Below are 16,537 nucleotides of genomic sequence, written 5' to 3'. Positions count from 1 at the left end.
ATGTTCGATCCAACCGAATGCTGGAACTATCTCAAACAGGCAGGCTACGTTGCATGTTAATCGCCCGATGCTCTAGGGGCAGGAGACTTCTTTTGACCGCTACGCAGCTGCGGACATCGTTGGAGCGAAGGCAGCGACAATAGCCTCAAGGGAAACATTCAAGGCGTTGGAGAAGGTCCTGCCTTTCTGCCAGATCGCCACGTAGTGATACAGCGCTGAGGGTTCGACCGGTCTTGCACACAGGTGAAACGCCGCATACTCACGCGCAATGATCTCATTGGTGATCGAGATGCCAAGCCCAGCCGAAACGTAGCCCGCTTCGTGACCGTTGCAGTCAAACTCAACCAGAATGTTTGGCTCAACACCTGCGAAGCGCATAGCGTTGAAGTTCATTTGATGGGCTGCAAATTGAGGATCGATGTCGACAATGGTTTCTCCGGCGAGGTCATGAGCCTCGATGCGCGACTGTTTTGAGAACCGATGATCAGGATGAAAGATGCATACGTTGCGCGCCGAGCCCAGGGGCGCCCATTCAAACAGCTGGGGATCCAGAGGCAGCCTCGAGATTCCGAGATCCGCCCGCCCGGCCAGGATGTGCTCTCCTATCTGGTCGTAGCTTCCCGAGATCGATCGGACATTCGAAGCTGTCCTTGAATGGATGATTGCCACAACCCTGGGCAAAGTCACGAAACCGAAGACCGAAGGCGCGGCGATCGCGATTCGCGGCCGTTCTTCATTTTTCATGGCGAAGATGGACGCTTCCAGACGGTCCAGTGACGTTAATGCGAGCTCGATGTTCCGCAGCAGTTCCCATGCTTCTTGCATCGGAACAATGCGGTTGGCCGATCTTTTGAAGAGTGTGATGCCAACCGTCGCCTCAAGTTGCTTCACATGTTGACTGACTGCTGGTTGGCTGATCCCCAGAGACCTCGCGGCCTTCCTCGTGGAGCCGGTCCGCAGCACCTCACGAAAAACCTGCAGTTGTCGGAGCTTCAGGCCGCTTTGCAGCAACTCCATTTCTTCTGCATTCCTTTCCTGCTGCGTGATGAGCCAACCGCTGAATGGTTGTCCGGGCTGCGATGATGCGTGTCCCAATAGCCCGGATTCTCACGCAGGCATTGAATCCACTATAATATAGTCATTATAGTGACTGGTAAAGCCGGGCGTTTGCTTATCGCTATGCGGCGATGCGACTGGCCGAGATTTTTGGAGCGAACGTTCGCAGGGTCCGCCTGAAACGCGGTATGACCCTGGAATCTTTGGCTACCGAAGCTGGGCTAGCTTACAGCTATATGGGCGGCATAGAGCGGGGGCAAAGAAACCCTAGCCTCAACGTGGCCGAGAGGATCGCAAAGGCATTGGACATTGATCCGGTGACCTTGTTCAGCTCGACTTCGTCAGTCAGCTAGACTGCCCTTAGCTCTAGCTGGCCGAACCGGCACTGCGCCCCTCTGTCACGTGCGAGCTCATGTTCGAACCGCTTGCGCTGGGGCGATGCTTGCCCCTCCACCTGCTAGCTATCGGGTTGGACCCTACTCCATTATATAACTATGACTTATAGCGAAAAATGTAGAAATTATAGATTGATCGGCGATTTTGGAAGTCTATCGTGGGTCCAAAGCGCAAATGACTTTCGAATTCCCGTCCGAACAAAAGCGCAACGCTGGGTAAAAATTCAAATTATCGACGCTGGGTAAGCGATGCGCTCCTAGAATTGTGGCCTGAAGAGGTGCGCTATGAACGGTTTTGCTTCTCAGTTTCTTGTCGCATTCACGGTCACGCTGAGCCTTGCGCTTGTCAGCGGGTTTGTTGGTACAGTATTCGGGCTGTTGCTCGCCATTTCCAAAGGCGCGGCCTCGCCCCGGCTGAGAGGGGCTGTGACGGCTTACACGACGGTGGTTCGTGGCGTCCCAGAACTTGTCATTATCCTGCTCATCTACTTTGGAGGCACCACGTTCGCCAGCATGGTCGTCGGCCACTATGTTGAGGTGAATGCGTTCACCGCAGGGGTGATCGCGCTCTCGGTCGTGTTCAGCGGTTATGCGACCGAAGTGTTCCGGGGTGCGATTGCCGCCGTGCCCGCGGGGCAGACGGAGGCCGCGAAGTCGCTTGGGCTGAATGCCTGGCAGTGTTGGGCCTTAATCATCGGTCCGCAGATGCTGCGGTTGGCGCTGCCGGCATATGGCAATCTGTGGATCTCGCTATTCAAGGATACCGCTTTGGTGTCCATCGTCGGCCTGACCGACATAATGCGCGTTGCCTTTGTCGGCGCCGGGTCCCTGCGCGCACCGCTGACCTTCTATCTCGCGGCCTCAGCGCTTTATCTCACCCTCACAACAATGACGCTGGTCTCGATCCAGTTCGCGGAGCGACGTTACCCCGCTTTCGGTCGCTAGGGGAAATGCAGTGAACCTCCAGTTGATGCTTGATGCGGTGGTGGTGCTCTCCTCAGGGGTGGGGCTCACCTTGACGCTGACCGCGCTGTCGTTGATGGCGGGATTTCTACTGTCGGTGCCGCTGGCGTTCATCCGCGCCTTCGCGCGTCCCAGCCTGTCGCTCGCGGTGTTGGGCTACACTTATGTCTTTCGCGGCACTCCGATGCTCGTTCAGCTCTTCCTGCTCTATTACGGCCTCAGCCAGATCGAAGCGGTACGGGCGAGCGTCTTTTGGGTGATACTTCGCGACCCTTTCTGGTGTGCCCTGCTGACATTCTCGCTGAACAGCGCGGCGCATACCACCGAGATCCTGTGTCGAGGTCTGCAGTCCGTGCCGAAGGGTCTCACCGAGGCGGCCGCGGCTCTCGGCTTGAAACGTCTGCAAACCGCCCGCCTTGTCACCTTTCCGATTGCATTCAGGATTTCGCTTCCCGCTTACGGCAACGAAATCGTGGGCATGATCAAGGGTTCGTCTCTGGCAAGCACCGTGACGCTTCTCGAGATCACCGGCATGGCGAGGCAGATGGTGTCGGCTACCTTCGCCCCCTTCGAAATCTTCATCGTCGCCGGCGCGATCTATCTGTCGCTTACCTCGGTCGCGGTGAAAGCAACTCAATTTCTGGAACGGCGGCTTTCGACCGACGGTCCTCCTGGCGCACGACGCAGGCTGCGACCAAAGCCAGCGCTGTGCGAACCCAAGATCACGACACCCACGCCGTGACCGTGCAGCTTCAGGCTGCATTCCCACCAACCAAAACGAACGAGGTGCCCTATGCGCATACCCTTTGCCGTGGCTGTTTTGCTCGCATCATTCATGTCAGTCTTCCCTGTCCGGGCAGAGGGCGAGCGCTCGCTGTCGATCGCCACCGAAGGCGCCTCGCCGCCATGGGACGGCACCGATGCGAATGGCGAGCTCTATGGTTATGACGTCGATGTCGGACGCGAGCTGTGTCGCCGCATCAACATCAAATGTAGTTTTGTCGCGCAGGACTGGGACGGCATTATTCCGGCCCTGGTCGTCGGCAAGTTCGACGTCATCATGTCCGGCATGGCGATCACAGAGAAACGAAAGCAGTCGATCGCATTTTCAGTTCCCTACGCCGGCGGCTTCAACCAGTTCGTCGTGCGCAAGGAACGGGGGCTCGACGCCGGCGACACCAAGCAGAGGGTCAACCTCTCTACAGTCGGGAAAAAGCGGCCATCGAGCACGTCAGATCGGCACTCACCGGAAAGGCCATCGGTGTTCTGCGGTCCTCGAACTCGGAGGCGGTGCTAAAAGATCTCTTCGGCGATGTCGTGACCATTCGCAGCTATGACAGCCTGGACAATCTGAAGCTCGACCTTGCCGCCGGCCGCGTCGACGGCGGCCTTGCCGACTTTTTCACATGGCGGGATTTTCTCGGGACGCCGGCTGGGTCGATCGCTGTGTTTTTCGGCCCAGAACTCAAGGGCGGCCTCTGGGGTCCTGGCGTCGGCGCGGGCATGCGCAAGGACGATACCGAGTTGCTCGCCAAGTTCAACGCGGCCATCGACGCGGCCACCAAGGATGGGACGCTCACGGCGCTGAGTATCAAATGGTTCAAGACCGACATCGCACCGGCCGTTGCCAAATAGCGGCGACAAAGGCTTCGACATCGTGTGGCGCTGGCCGCGTGCCGGCGCTCGACATCCCAAATCCCAAAAGGCGAGCCCCATGAAAGACCATTTTTGCGCGGTTGTAACCGGCCAGTCCCTGATCACGCACGACATCCGCAACATCCAGCATGAACGGTTCGCCGAAATTGTCCGCTTCCTGGGGCAGGGCGACCTCGTCTTCACCAACTTTGAGTCGACGATCCTAGGCAAGCACGGCGGTTGGCCGACCAAGGGCAAGTACTTCGGCTATTCCAAGGCCGAAGTGTTGGACGCGTTGCAGGCAATCGGCTTCAACGCGCTCGCGCTGGCGAACAACCACGCTTTCGACCTCGGCCCGAACGGCGTGTTGAATACCCTGGAGGAGGTGGAAGCGCGTGGATTTCTCCACGCCGGGATTGGGGCTGACGAGGCGGGCGCGGCTAGACCGGGCCGCCGCCGGCTGGGAGCGCGTGAGGTCGCGCTTCTTGCCATCGATGCGGGGCCAGGCCCGGCCAACATGTATGCGGAGAATGCTACGGCTTTTCGCCCAGCGCGTGCTGGCGTCAACCAGTTAAAGACCGTTCGAAAGTTCGGGTTGCCGGACGGCCATTTCCGCAGGCTGGCGAGGCTTGGAGAACATTTGCAGATCTCGCCGTTCGAGCTGGCCAATCATGCGCAACCGGAGGATCCGCCGGAGGTCGCGAGTGGCAAGGAGATCAATTTCTACGGCACTGTGTTTGCGCAAGCTGCAAGTTTTGGGCGGATGATCGAGGTCGACCCTCAGAGCGAGAAAGTGCATTTATCCGCTATCCGCCAGTCTGCGGCGCAAGGCGATTTCGTCGTCGCCTATCTGCATCATCACCATTGGGAACCAGGTTGGCAGGACGTGCCGCTTTGGGTGCGGACCTTTGCCCGGTCCTGCATCGACTCCGGCGCCGACCTCTTCGTCAGCCACGGCGCTCCCGTGCTTCAAGCGCTGGAGATCTACAATGGCTCGCCGATCTTCTATGGCCTTGGAAACTTCCTTTTCCACGTACACCCCAACGAAAACGAATGGGACCCCCCGGAGGTCTGGCAAAGCATCGTCGCAGCTTGCCGTTATGGTGCGGGCGGAGGCCTTGAAGGGTTAGACCTTCTGCCCGTCGTCATCGGCGCCGATGCGCAGTCTATCGGATCGGCAACTGGTAGGCTGGTTCCCACGGCGGCAATCGGGAACGTCGCTCGAGATATCCTTGAGGGGTTTGTAGTCAGGTCGCGGGTCTTCGGTACGGATATCGCGGTCTCCGGGTCCACCGGCCGCATCGCTGTGCCTGCGGCGCGAAAATACGGCTGACACGTGTTCCGCGACAACTCTCGCTCCCTGGGACCGTAAATGCACCATCGAAATGCCCCGCCGGAATCGAAACGACCCGGCGTGCTGCGAGTTTCGCCGAAGCCAAAAACCGAAACCAGTCCTCATCCCGCCGATCTTCATGTCGGCCGACAGGTCGCACTGGTTCGTGTGCAGTCGGATATATCGCAGACACAGCTTGCCCGATCGATAGGCATCAGCTTTCAACAGCTCCAGAAATACGAGAACGCAAAGAACCGCGTGAGTGCGTCCATGCTCTACGAGATCGCCAGATCGCTAGGAGTTCCCGTCAGTCGATTCTTCGAAGGTCTCCCGGGCAATCAGACCAGCCCTGACGCTCCGCCAGTTCCAGTCGATGAGCGCATCGATTTCATTGTCAGCGCCGAAGGCCGGCGTCTGATTGAGGGACTGATGCAACTGCATCCCCGGGTGCGCGACCGAGTGTCCGCCCTGATCACCGTCCTGGGGGAGGAATTGCCAGTGCTCGACACGGACAAGGGCAGCTAGACGGCCGCCGAATTTGCGCCGGCCGGACCCACGACTGCTTGATAGCCATAGTTGGGGCAGAGCGAGCTTGATACGTGGAGCGTCGGCTGCTCTGCGCCCAATTTCAGTCATTGGCGCGACCTGAGACAAATCCTGGAAGCAGCCAGTCCGCTTACCGGCCGGAATGACGGGGTGGGAAGCGGATTGGCAGGTTCTCGGCGCAGATCCAGATGGCGGACGTTCGATTCTTCGGCGGGGTTCCGTGATGTGACGCTTGGGAGTTTTGAGAGGACACCCAGTCTACGTTATCCTCATCCTAGTCAAGCAGGGATTCCCAGCAACCGACGTAGTGGGGAGGATCGACCCTGCAGAGCAAATGAACACGAGACACGTGTCACATCACTTCCGATCCACCAGTCGACTGATATGCTCTAACGGCGTCAGTTCGTTCATCAGGCCAGCATTAGAAAGCCTAGGCGCATGGTCGACACGCGTTGCGGTCGCTGGGGTGAGAGGCCGTTGATGTTGGCGCCAAGCGTTTCCTCAAGCGTGCGGGCAACGCCGTCGGCACCAAGCAGAAGCATAGGCAGACGGTAGGCCTCTGCCCAGACACGCCAGTCGGCGGCAACAAGTTCGAGATCGTCGGATACCAGCAGCGGCACCGTCAGCATCGGATCGATGTGCAGAAGCTTGAGCTCGGATGTGAATTTTCCATCCGGATCCTCCATCGCGCAGGCGGCCACGCCGCGGAAAACCTTGGCGGGAAGGGCAATGATTGCCGGTACGCTGCTTAGATCCTGCGTGCGTCGGACCACCACACCACGCCGGTTGAGCGTGCAGGTCACGTCGCCATAGTTGTCGCGCGTATAATAGCTCACCGTCTCCGGCAGGCGCGACGGGTCGAGACGCCTGTTGGGCCCTGTCCAAGAACCCGTCTCCGGTTCAGAATGAGACCGTTCGCCATCGTCCATCACAGGCACCTGAGAGTGAAGGGTCCTGAAGCACAGCATCCAACCAGTGCGTTCCGATTCCGAGTAGCTGACACTGCTGCCGCGAGGTAATTCCGGGCTTTGGCCCGGGGCAGGCTGCCTCTGTTCACGCGAAATAAGTGCGCTGGGTCCAGCCGCGTTTATCGAGTTGCAGCGTACGGCGGTTGCCCTCAATCAGCGGTTCCGCACCGATGATTCGCGTCCCTGGTCGCTTCCGATCTGTCCATTCCAAGCAACGTCTGACAACCCGCGCGGACATGATAGGCAAAGACAAGCCGTTCAAATTCGTTGCCGCTGAAATTTTCAAAATGAATGCGCTGAACAACGCGGGACGGCATTTAAGGGTTAATCCGTTTGGAGCGCACAACTATGAGCGAGATCCGGTTATCCTGGGCATATCGTTCGGCCCGTGCAAAGGCTTCCTCCATGCGCCAGTCAAATGGTCCGGAGCCGCCGTAATAGCCGCGCTCGCTGTCGAAGAAGTAACCCTTTTCCATGCCCATATGATCGACGTGAGTGACCACTGTGACATGATGCTCAGCGGGAGCGATATCATCGGCTCCTAGGTATTTCAGGTTCGCCATTATTCCTCGGCACCTTCGCCCCAATGGCACTCAACAGTGATATCGCTCTCGGCGGCATTGCTTTGAATCATGATGCCGTTGTGGCCGCCTGCGGCGGCGATAACCGCATCTTCAACGTTGAAAGGAAGGTCGTGGATGAACCTCCCGGGCTTCACGGCAACGATGTAGTTGACGGTGCATTTTGAATCGCACCAGATAGATTGAATGCGGACGCGTATCAGGTCAGGGAGGTTGTCAACAATCTCCCGCATTTGGCGGCATTCCGACAAAACATCCCACCGACTGTCGATGACAACGCCCTTGTATGGGATGGCACCGTGAGGAGCCTTAGGACCAGCTTCTTTGCGATCTATCGCATTTTCCCTGGCTTCCTGGAGCCGCGCCGGATGGCTGAGAAGGCGCTGACGGCCGTCATCCAGGAGGCCTACATCCAAGGCATCTCGACGCGCTCGGTCGACGACCTGGTCAAGGCGATGGGCATGAGCGGCATTTCGAAGAGCCAGGTCAGCCGCCTCTGCGAGGAGATCGATGGCAAGGTGAAAGCCTTCCTCGATCGCCCGATCGAGGGTGATTGGCCCTATCTGTGGATCGACGCCACCTATCTGAAGGTGCGCCGCGGCGGACGCATCGTCTCGGTCGCCGTCATCATTGCGGTGGGCGTTAACGCGGACGGCCGGCGCGAGGTGCTGGGCATGGAGATCGGAACCTCGGAGGCCGAGCCGATCGCGGTCCCGTTGCGGGGTCCGTCAGCCGGGGAAGGTCGAGGCGGGCGCACCCGACCGAGGTCCCCGTCGCGCCTGCGCGGCGGGGTGGTCATGGGCCGGAACGAAGTGGAGGACGGCAAAGCCGTTGCGCTGACCGACTGTCCCGGCAGGACCAAAGCCCGGAACGGGGCCGCGAGCGGGATTTCTCCTGCCGTTGCCTTCATCCGATCTGGAAACTCGTTGCAGGATGCGCTATGTATCTGACTATCTGACTAGGTGTAGGAACGATGGGCAAGCAGGCGGAACTGACAAAGCCAAAGCGAGCGGCCAGCCGCGCGGCGGCCGGGCGCTGGAAACTCGAGGATGCCAAGGCACGATTCAGCGAAGTGGTCAGACACGCTCGCGAGGAAGGGCCTCAACGCGTAACCGTGCGTGGCCATGATGCTGTCGTTGTCATGAGCGTCGAGGAATTCGACCGGCTTGCACCGGCAAAGCCGCGCGCGCCGTTTGTCGCATTCATGGAAAGCCTGCATCTCGATGGGCTCGACCTGGAACGCGAAGTGGATCGCGGCCGGGACGTCGAGCTTTGAAGGGCTGGCTGCTCGACACGAACGTCGTGGCCGCCCTGATCAATCCACGGGGTGCGCCTTCGGTAAAGACGTGGGCCGCCGGTCAGGATGAGGAAACATTCCACATCAGCGTGCTGACCCTGGCCGAATACGACAAGGGCATCCACAACCTTCCCGTCGAGCACGAGGACCGGCCGCGCTACATCGCAGCGCGTGACGCGCTCGCCGAGCGGTTTGGCCGGCGCGTGCTGTCGCTCGATGACGACATCGTGCGACACTGGGGCAGGATCTCGGGAGAGGTGAAGCGGGAAAGCGGTCACGCCCCGCCGGTCATCGACACGATGCTTGCTGCAACGGCAATCAATCTCGATCTCTATTTGGTCACGCGCAATGTGCGGGACACGCGACCGTCCGGCGCGACAATCTTCGATCCGTGGAATGACGATGCGAAGAAATTTCCGCTGAGTCCGCGCGGGCGCGGCACACCATAGCGACATGACAAAGGGGCCGATCTCACTGGAGATCGGCCCTTCTGCGATGGGGAGAAGCGGCCGAGGCCGAAGCCCCCCTTGGTGGCTCATCCGAAGGCCGACATCTGGAGTTCGACCGCCTTGCGGTCGACGCTCTGGCCGGGGGTTTCGATGACACGCTCGAACGGCTTCCACTTTTCGCCGACGACCTGCTCGTAGGCGGCGGCGCCCTCGGCTGCCATGCGCAGCGCATGGGACTGAAGGCACATATGGCGCGGCGCACCGCCCTGCCTTTGTGTGAACCGAGATTGTCCATGACGACGATGTCGCCAGGCCGCAGGGTTGGGACGAGCACCTTCTCGACATAGAGGAGGAACCTCTCGCCATTGATCGGGCCGTCGATCAGCCAAGGCGCATCGACACGGTCCTGGCGCAACGCGGCCAGGAAGGTCATGGTCTTCCAGTGGCCATGCGGCACCTTGGCCGTGATCCGCTGTCCGACCGGCGCCCAGCCCCTGAATGGCGACATGTTGGTCTTGGTCCAGGTCTCGTCAACGACCGCTTTTACAGGCGCATTGCGCCTGACGGGCATGACTGCGCCGATGGTCCTCGACGGACCGATGACGAGTGAATGGTTCACCGCTTATGCCGAGCAGGTACTGGCGCCTACGCTTCGAACTGGTGACATCGTCACCCTCGACAACCTGCCCGCCCACAAAGTCACCGCCGCCCGCCAAGTGATCGAAGCGGCCGGCGCGCGAATGCTCTTCCTGCCACCTTATAGCCCCGACCTTAACCCGATCGAGAATGCCTTCTCGAAGCTGAAGTCGATCCTCAGGAAAGCCGCCGCACGCAACATCCCCGAGCTTTGGGACGCAATCCGCGACGCGCTGCCCCGCTTCACCGCCGAACAATGCACAAACTACTTCTGCGCCGCAGGATACGAGCCTGAGTGATCAGATTCTGCTCTAGCGTTTCACATCGCTAGAATCGATTGGGTGGCAATCTTTGTTGCCACGGCACTTAAGATGAAGAAATCGGCTGTGATTCATCATGTATCTTTGGGTTTCGTGTCGCCGGCCGGGACGCCACCCAATCGATAATAGAGGTCGGCGTAGGCTTTCCCCATTCTATCGGCAGTCAAAAGACGGGCGTACCGATCACGCGCAGCTCGGCCCCATTTCATTGCCTCGGCCGGCGAATCGACAAGCCGGTTGATGGCTTCGGCCAGACGTGTCGGGTCCGAAGGTGGAACCACAAGCCCGGTCTTATCGGCCTTATTCACATAACTTGTTCCTGTTCCGAGCTCGCATGAAATCATCGGCTTTGAGCACATCGCGGCTTCGACCAGCGAAATCCCGTAGGCCTCCGACCTTTGGTTTGACGGAAAAACAAAGCCGAGACAATTGTGCAGCAGTGCCATCTTGTGCGGCTCGGCCACATAGCCAAGAAAAAGCACATTGTCGCGGCGTAGCGTCTTGGCCTGTTGCCTGAGTTCGCGTTCGACAGGTCCCGAGCCGGCAATGACGATCCTGCACCGAGCCCGGTCGGCGGCCCGGATCAGAACATCCAGCCCTTTGTAGTAACGCAGCACGCCGATGAACAGCACGAATGGCCCCGGAACTGTTGATCGGCACCAGAGGTTGTCCGCCTCGCCCGGCGCGGGATAGGCACCCTCGTCGATGCCGATGGGAATGACTGTCGATTTGGCCCTGAATGCCTTAAGAACAGGACTCGACTCCAAATAGTTCGGGGATGTCGCCACGATCGCGTCGACATCCCCCAGGAAGCGCATCATCAAAGGCCGGTAGAAAGGCAAGATGAGCCGCTGTTTGACAATATCGGAATGATAGGTGACGAGGGCGGGCTTGCCGTGGCCGGACCGAAGATGCACGATATCCATGACCGGCCACGGAAAGTGGTAGTGGACCAGATCGGCTTGTTTGGCGAGCGCGCCGAACTTGCGAAAGACGTCGCGCGAAAATCCGGTTGACGCCAGTTCGAAATCAAGTTTGGCTTTCGGAGCCATGTGGCCGTCCAGGGGTTGGGTGTTTTTCTCCGGCGCGCGGCTCAACGAGAGCACCTGGGTTTCGACGCCGTGGCTTGCCGTGCTCCGGGCGATGGCGTGGATCGTTCGTTCCACCCCGCCGAAAGTATCCGGCCAGTATGTCTTGAAGAAATGAAGGACTTTCAAACGGGCGTCTTTCGTCTCTGCCGGATCGCCTGTTCAAAGATTTGCAGCATACCCTTGGCGTGGTTTTCCCAGGTAAACCGCTCCGCATTCGCGCGTGCCGCGGCAGCAAGCCTTTCACGAAATTCGGCATCGATGCAGAGCCGATTGAATGCATTCGCAATCGCTGCGGGATCCTTCGGGTCGACAAGGACGGCACCGTCTCCAGCGACTTCCGGCATCGACGACGTCGTCGACGTCAGCACCGGCTTGCCAAACGACTGTGCCTCGACGATTGGAAAACCGAAACCTTCGTAAAGGGACGGCATCGCGAGAAACAGGCAATTCGCGTAGAGCGTTGCGAGCGTCCAGTCGTTGACGAAGCCGGTGAACCTGACATTGGTTTCGAGCCCACTGTCGCGCACCTCGTCGGCCAGGCCCGATTGCTTCCAGCCCTTGCCGCCGACGATGACAAGGTCGCAGCACGACCGCGTGCCTGCAGGTAGAAGGCCATAGGCCTTTATCAGAGTACGAAGATTCTTTCTGGGCTCGATCGTGCCGACAAAAAGCGCGTAAGGCCGGGTTACGCCGAGGGCCTCCAGGCTTGAAAAACCCTGGGGAGTCGGCAGGGCTGTCGTGCCCGGCGCGACCGTCCTGATCGGCGTCTCCAGCCAAGGGAACTCGGCCGCCAGAACCGTCGCCATAGCGGTCGAATCCGTGACGACGAAATCAGCGCCCCTCAAGGCGGGCCTCATCATCAGGCGGTCGCCCATCCAAGTGCGGGTTCGCATGGTCTGCGCAGCGTGTCGCCAGACCAGATCATGAATGGTGACAACCCGTCCAATCCCGCGGTCGAGCCGGATCGGCAGGCGATGGGAAGGCCCCCAAAGTACATCCAGCCCGTCGCGACTCGCCTGGAAGGGCAGCACTGTCTGGCCCCAGACCACGCGCGCAACCGGGCCATTGAAGTTAGCGGTCCGGATACAAACGCCTTCCGGGACATCGTAGCTCGCAGTGATATTGCTTGGAACATAGACGAAAACATCGGTACCCAGCGCTGACAGGGCCTTAATCGAGTTGTGGACGAGCCTGGCGATCCCGTCGGTTGTCGATCCCAGGTTCCTGCCATCGATCCCGATTCTCAATCTATTTTCCGGAAATGAACTGAGCGAAGTCGGGACATTTGCGCCTTGGGTAAGGGTGGGCGTTTGGAAGCACAATCCGCCAAAGCGTCTTGCAGTCTAGCCCCTAACATACATCTCGCCAATTCGGCAACGCGAAGGCGGAAAGACAGTCTCATATGATGAAAACCGCTTGCGCATTGGCCTGATGATGATAGATGGACGGTAGTCCCACCTCCCAATTTGAGAGCGAACTTCTGTCGAAGCTGATTATACAGATTCCTTGCTACAACGAAGCCGAAACACTCGCGATAGCGTTGAGTGATCTGCCGCGGAGCGTCACAGGTTTCGACAGCGTCGAATGGTTGATCATCGATGACGGAAGCACCGACGCAACGGTCAGGGTCGCCGAGGAAAACGGCGTCGACCACATCGTAAGACATACCAGCAATCGGGGTCTTGCCTACGCGTTCATGACCGGTATTGAAGCCTGTCTAGCACGTGGCGCGGATGTCATCGTCAACACCGATGCCGACAATCAGTACCGTGCGGCCGACGTTCCGGCTCTCGTCAACCCGGTGCTAGAGGGGCGGGCGGACATGGTCATCGGCGCTCGGCCAATATCGGAAATAGAACATTTCTCCCCGATCAAAAAGCTCCTACAGAAAATCGGCAGCTGGGTGGTTCGGGTCACCAGCGGCACAGATGTGCGCGATGCGCCGAGCGGCTTTCGTGCCATCTCGCGAAACGCTGCCCAGCGCCTGATCGTGTTCAACAACTATACCTATACGCTGGAAACCATTATCCAGGCCGGGCGCAAGAACATGCGTGTGGTGTCAGTGCCAATCCGCGTCAATGGCGATTTGCGACCTTCAAGGCTGGTGAAGAGCATTCCTTCCTATCTGAAGCGTTCGATCTTCACCATCGTTCGCATCTTCGTCATCTATCAGCCGGCACGGTTCTTCGGCTGGATCGCGGCGCTTCTTTTCGGTCTCGGGTTTCTAATCGGCTTGCGCTTTCTTTATTTCTATCTGACTGAAGGGATTAGTGGCCACGTACAGTCGGTTGTCTTGGCGGGTGTGCTCATGACAATGGGTTTCCAGTCCCTTCTCGTCGCCTTCCTGGCCGATGTGATAGCTGCCAATCGCAAGCTCCTTGAAGATATTCGCTATACGCAGCGTTCGACCCAGGGAGAGGGCGTCAGGACTCCCAATCGGGGTAGCAAGAAAGCGGCCTGAGCGGATGAAGATAGCAGGTGGACAGGCAGAGAACGGTATCGTCATTGGCAATACCTATGACAAATACGGCACGCGAAACCCGATCGCCCGCTGGATGGTGGAGGGTTTCGAGAACGCGTTGTCCGGCCTTGTGTCCAAGACCAATCCACGCACCGTTCATGAAGTCGGATGCGGGGAAGGCTACTGGGTCATGCGCTGGATCAGCAAGGGCATCGATGCGCGCGGCAGCGACTTCTCCATGCAAATTATAGGAATGGCAAAGGAGAACGCGCGCGGGCGCGATCTGGATTCTGGGCGCTTCGCCGTCCGCAGCATCTACGAGGTGACGCCGGAGCGCGACAGCGCTGATTTGATTGTATGCTGCGAGGTGATGGAACATCTCGAGGAGCCGGAAGAAGCGCTGCGGGCACTGCAGCGCATCGTTAGCTCGGACCTTATCCTCAGCGTACCTCGGGAGCCGCTTTGGCGCGTACTGAATTTGGCGCGTGGGAAATATGTATCGGCTCTGGGAAACACGCCCGGCCATCTGCAGCACTGGTCGCAGCGCGGTTTCGTCTCGTTGGCGGGGCAGTTCTTTGATGTGGTTGAAATCCTGTCGCCGCTTCCATGGACGATGATACACTGCAAGTCCAAGAAAAGGCATTGACGGTGGTGCTCAGCCCGAGCGCCAGGATTTGGCTCAATCGCACCGGAGCATTCCTCGGGCTGGCAGGCGTCATTTTCGTGGGGATCAGGCTCCGCCACTACGCCGGACAGATCGATTTTCGCAAGCTGGAGGCTGGAGATTATGCCGCATTGGCAGCATTGGCCAGCTTGTATGGAGCATCGAACCTGCTTCTGGCTCTTGGCTGGCAGCGGCTTCTCGACCATCTCGGTGTTCCCGTTTCTCGGGCTTGGGCAATTCACGCCTATGCGATCTCGCAACTCGCTAAATATGTCCCGGGCAATATTTTCCAGTTCGCGGGGCGGCAGGCCATTGGCGTGGCCGTAGGCATCGGCAACGGGCCGCTCGCCAAGTCGACCGCGTACGAACTGGCCGTCCTCGTTGTCGGTGGAGCACTCTTTGCACCGCTTCTGCTGCCGCTGGTCGGTACTCCGGACTATCTCGGGTGGATTTCTTTCGCCGCGACGGTGACGATCGCGCTATGGCTGGTTGGCCGCCTCGGCGGCGCTGTATTCCGCGTTGCCGCTGTCTTCTATCTCGGCTTTCTCACGCTGTCAGGTCTGGTGTTTGCGGCAGCTTTCGGCCTTGCGGGCGGGTTCCACGATTTCGCGCTCTATCCGGTGGTAGCCGGTGCTTATGTGTTGGCATGGCTCGTGGGGCTTGTGACCCCCGGTGCGCCCGCCGGCCTCGGCGTCCGGGAGGCTGTTCTGCTCTTTTTGCTCGGCGGGCTCAGCCTCAGTCCGGTCATTCTCCTGGCGGTGGTGATCGGGCGAACGATCACCGTCCTGGGCGATCTTCTCTTTTTCGCCGGCGGGCTGATCGCCGGTCGATTCTATCGGGCGGGCGTTCCAGCGCCTCCAAGGGACAGCAACAATGCTTAAGACCGCTGCGCTCAAAATACCGCAGATCAGGAGGCTTTGGCAGGATCGCGCCAATCTTTTGGCGGAGCGTAATCTGCTACGGCAGCAAAACGACCAGTTGCGATCGGAGGGAGCGGAACCTGGCAGTGTATTCTTTCACTACAACTGCAGCTTCGATGCGATCGATACGATCAACAGACATGCCAGGAATGATCTGACGGCAAATCCGTCCTACGTCACGAACTTTCTCGGTGTCAAAGTGTCGCCTCGATTTTTTCCGGGCATTCTCGACGGCAGAGCGGGCACTCTTGAGCCAATACCGATTCCCGCCAACTGGCACGCCGATATTGCGGAGTGGGCGGCCGCGCTCAGGGCGGTCGACCTCGCTTCGGGGTGCTTCCGCGTGGTGGAGCTTGGCTGCGGCTGGGGGTGTTGGTTGATCAATACCGGCGCCGCCGCGCGCCACAAAGGACTTGCCGTCGAACTGATCGGCATCGAAGGCGACAGCGAGCACGTCGCCTACGCCCATGAAGCGATGGCGGCCAATGGCTTTTCCGGCGACGAGTTCCGCATCATCCACGGCGTCGCCGCTCCCGAAAGGGGAGTGGCGCTTTTTCCCGTGGTTGAAAATGCCGGCGCGTCCTGGGGCTCGGAGCCGATCCTGAGTGCAACGGCGGAGCAGATCAAGGAGGCTTCAGCGTCCGGGCATTATCAGCAACTTCCTGCCTTCTCCCTGGCCGAGATAGTCAAGGGCGAGCCGGTCGATCTCCTGCACATCGATATCCAGGGCGGCGAGGCGGACTTTGTCGAAGCCGCTATCGGCGATCTCAACAAATTCGTCCGCTACATCGTCATCGGCACCCATTCGCGCCAGATCGAGGGGCGGATCATGAGCACACTTCTAAGCCGGGGCTGGAAGCTTGAGATGGAACGGCCGGCCATTATCGGATTGCCGGATGGGCGACCGCAAATTCAGGTGGATGGCGTCCAAGGCTGGCGCAACGCGGGCGCTGTGTAAAAGCCGCAGCGCCCGCGGAGCGAGGATTGAGACGGTGGTCGGCAGCGTCCTGACGGGTCGTGTTCTCTTTGAAAAATCGCGCTCGTGTCAGCTGCCGCTGTGGGTTGGGCATGGGACTTGAAAGCCGCCGCTGGCAGTGGCAAGGATGGTCGATGGGCTTTCTCGCGAAAAAAATGTTGACGGTAGTCTTGGCGGGAGGCTTGACGACAATTTCAGCTTACTTAAAAACGCGGCGTGTTTCGAAACCAAATCTTGTTAGCCATC

General features: G+C 59.3%; 16 protein-coding genes and 6 pseudogenes. 14 read left to right on the top strand and 8 right to left on the bottom strand.

What is annotated here, in order from left to right; genetic code table 11:
• Window positions 1-99 precede the first annotated feature (99 nt).
• The gene (locus FJ548_RS21475; RefSeq protein ID WP_140778912.1) at window positions 100-1,017 is read right to left on the bottom strand and encodes a LysR family transcriptional regulator; all 918 of its coding nucleotides are present in this window, start codon (window positions 1,015-1,017) and stop codon (window positions 100-102) included.
• A gap of 170 nt (window positions 1,018-1,187) precedes the next feature.
• Between FJ548_RS21475 and FJ548_RS21470 the strand changes: the two genes are divergently transcribed.
• The 6 genes and pseudogenes from FJ548_RS21470 to FJ548_RS21445 all read left to right on the top strand — a co-directional run bounded on the left by FJ548_RS21470 (window position 1,188) and on the right by FJ548_RS21445 (window position 5,907).
• Entirely contained in the window at window positions 1,188-1,409 is a 222-nt protein-coding gene (locus tag FJ548_RS21470) for a helix-turn-helix transcriptional regulator (protein ID WP_140778911.1), read from the top strand.
• Between the two features lie 327 nt (window positions 1,410-1,736).
• Complete coding sequence (locus FJ548_RS21465) at window positions 1,737-2,396, top strand: ABC transporter permease subunit (protein WP_140778910.1); 660 nt, start codon at window positions 1,737-1,739, stop codon at window positions 2,394-2,396.
• A 10-nt stretch (window positions 2,397-2,406) separates the two neighbouring features.
• Window positions 2,407-3,156 (top strand): ABC transporter permease subunit, encoded by a 750-nt coding sequence (locus FJ548_RS21460; RefSeq protein WP_140778909.1) that lies wholly within the window; start codon window positions 2,407-2,409, stop codon window positions 3,154-3,156.
• 93 nt (window positions 3,157-3,249) lie between these two features.
• Window positions 3,250-4,049: pseudogene (locus FJ548_RS21455) on the top strand (transporter substrate-binding domain-containing protein).
• 79 nt (window positions 4,050-4,128) lie between these two features.
• Entirely contained in the window at window positions 4,129-5,382 is a 1,254-nt protein-coding gene (locus FJ548_RS21450; RefSeq protein WP_140778908.1) for a CapA family protein, read from the top strand.
• Window positions 5,383-5,421: 39 nt separating this feature from the next.
• The gene (locus FJ548_RS21445) at window positions 5,422-5,907 is read left to right on the top strand and encodes a helix-turn-helix transcriptional regulator (RefSeq protein WP_140778907.1); all 486 of its coding nucleotides are present in this window, start codon (window positions 5,422-5,424) and stop codon (window positions 5,905-5,907) included.
• 455 nt (window positions 5,908-6,362) lie between these two features.
• Here FJ548_RS21445 and FJ548_RS21440 read toward each other — a convergent pair.
• From FJ548_RS21440 to FJ548_RS21430, 3 genes and pseudogenes are all read right to left on the bottom strand, one after another.
• Window positions 6,363-6,857 (bottom strand): annotated as a pseudogene (locus FJ548_RS21440) (DUF6101 family protein); the annotation flags it as partial.
• Between the two features lie 356 nt (window positions 6,858-7,213).
• Window positions 7,214-7,459: a hypothetical protein gene (locus FJ548_RS21435; protein ID WP_140778906.1), complete on the bottom strand. Its 246-nt coding sequence runs from the start codon at window positions 7,457-7,459 to the stop codon at window positions 7,214-7,216.
• Window positions 7,459-7,710, bottom strand: coding sequence for a hypothetical protein (locus tag FJ548_RS21430; RefSeq protein ID WP_140778905.1), 252 nt, complete (start codon window positions 7,708-7,710; stop codon window positions 7,459-7,461). Before FJ548_RS21430 ends, FJ548_RS21435 begins: the two co-directional genes overlap by 1 nt.
• 108 nt (window positions 7,711-7,818) lie before the next feature.
• Here FJ548_RS21430 and FJ548_RS21425 point away from each other — a divergent pair.
• The 3 genes and pseudogenes from FJ548_RS21425 to FJ548_RS21415 all read left to right on the top strand — a co-directional run.
• Window positions 7,819-8,178, top strand: a pseudogene (locus FJ548_RS21425) (transposase); the annotation flags it as partial.
• 272 nt (window positions 8,179-8,450) lie between these two features.
• On the top strand, window positions 8,451-8,753 hold the full coding sequence (locus tag FJ548_RS21420; protein ID WP_140778904.1) for a type II toxin-antitoxin system Phd/YefM family antitoxin: 303 nt from the start codon (window positions 8,451-8,453) through the stop codon (window positions 8,751-8,753).
• On the top strand, window positions 8,750-9,223 hold the full coding sequence (locus FJ548_RS21415; RefSeq protein WP_140778903.1) for a type II toxin-antitoxin system VapC family toxin: 474 nt from the start codon (window positions 8,750-8,752) through the stop codon (window positions 9,221-9,223). Before FJ548_RS21420 ends, FJ548_RS21415 begins: the two co-directional genes overlap by 4 nt.
• Before the next feature lie 86 nt (window positions 9,224-9,309).
• Here FJ548_RS21415 and FJ548_RS29955 read toward each other — a convergent pair.
• Window positions 9,310-9,471, bottom strand: a pseudogene (locus tag FJ548_RS29955) (hypothetical protein); the annotation flags it as partial.
• A pseudogene (locus FJ548_RS21410) lies at window positions 9,471-9,758 on the bottom strand (transposase); the annotation flags it as partial. The pseudogenes FJ548_RS21410 and FJ548_RS29955, both read right to left, overlap by 1 nt.
• Here FJ548_RS21410 and FJ548_RS30530 point away from each other — a divergent pair.
• A pseudogene (locus tag FJ548_RS30530) lies at window positions 9,757-10,158 on the top strand (transposase); the annotation flags it as partial. The pseudogenes FJ548_RS21410 and FJ548_RS30530 overlap by 2 nt on opposite strands.
• 95 nt (window positions 10,159-10,253) lie before the next feature.
• Here the strand turns inward: FJ548_RS30530 and FJ548_RS21400 are convergent.
• Entirely contained in the window at window positions 10,254-11,396 is a 1,143-nt protein-coding gene (locus FJ548_RS21400) for a glycosyltransferase (RefSeq protein ID WP_140778901.1), read from the bottom strand.
• Entirely contained in the window at window positions 11,393-12,517 is a 1,125-nt protein-coding gene (locus FJ548_RS21395) for a glycosyltransferase family 1 protein (RefSeq protein WP_140778900.1), read from the bottom strand. Before FJ548_RS21395 ends, FJ548_RS21400 begins: the two co-directional genes overlap by 4 nt.
• A 194-nt stretch (window positions 12,518-12,711) precedes the next feature.
• Between FJ548_RS21395 and FJ548_RS21390 the strand changes: the two genes are divergently transcribed.
• The 4 genes from FJ548_RS21390 to FJ548_RS21375 are packed head-to-tail and all read left to right on the top strand — an operon-like array spanning window position 12,712 to window position 16,273.
• Window positions 12,712-13,731 carry a glycosyltransferase family 2 protein gene (locus FJ548_RS21390; RefSeq protein ID WP_140778899.1) on the top strand — a complete coding sequence of 340 codons (1,020 nt, stop codon included), beginning with the start codon at window positions 12,712-12,714 and terminating at the stop codon, window positions 13,729-13,731.
• 4 nt (window positions 13,732-13,735) lie between these two features.
• Window positions 13,736-14,377: a class I SAM-dependent methyltransferase gene (locus FJ548_RS21385; protein WP_140778898.1), complete on the top strand. Its 642-nt coding sequence runs from the start codon at window positions 13,736-13,738 to the stop codon at window positions 14,375-14,377.
• Entirely contained in the window at window positions 14,338-15,276 is a 939-nt protein-coding gene (locus FJ548_RS21380; RefSeq protein WP_246678727.1) for a hypothetical protein, read from the top strand. The genes FJ548_RS21385 and FJ548_RS21380 overlap by 40 nt, the downstream gene beginning before the upstream one ends.
• Complete coding sequence (locus FJ548_RS21375; protein WP_140778897.1) at window positions 15,269-16,273, top strand: FkbM family methyltransferase; 1,005 nt, start codon at window positions 15,269-15,271, stop codon at window positions 16,271-16,273. Before FJ548_RS21380 ends, FJ548_RS21375 begins: the two co-directional genes overlap by 8 nt.
• The last annotated feature ends 264 nt before the right edge of the window (window positions 16,274-16,537 follow it).

Origin of the sequence: Mesorhizobium sp. B2-4-17 (genome assembly GCF_006441275.1) — a bacterium.
Classification (GTDB): domain Bacteria; phylum Pseudomonadota; class Alphaproteobacteria; order Rhizobiales; family Rhizobiaceae; genus Mesorhizobium.
Note: the sequence above shows the minus strand (reverse complement) of the source record. Positions and strands in the feature narration are given on the sequence as shown.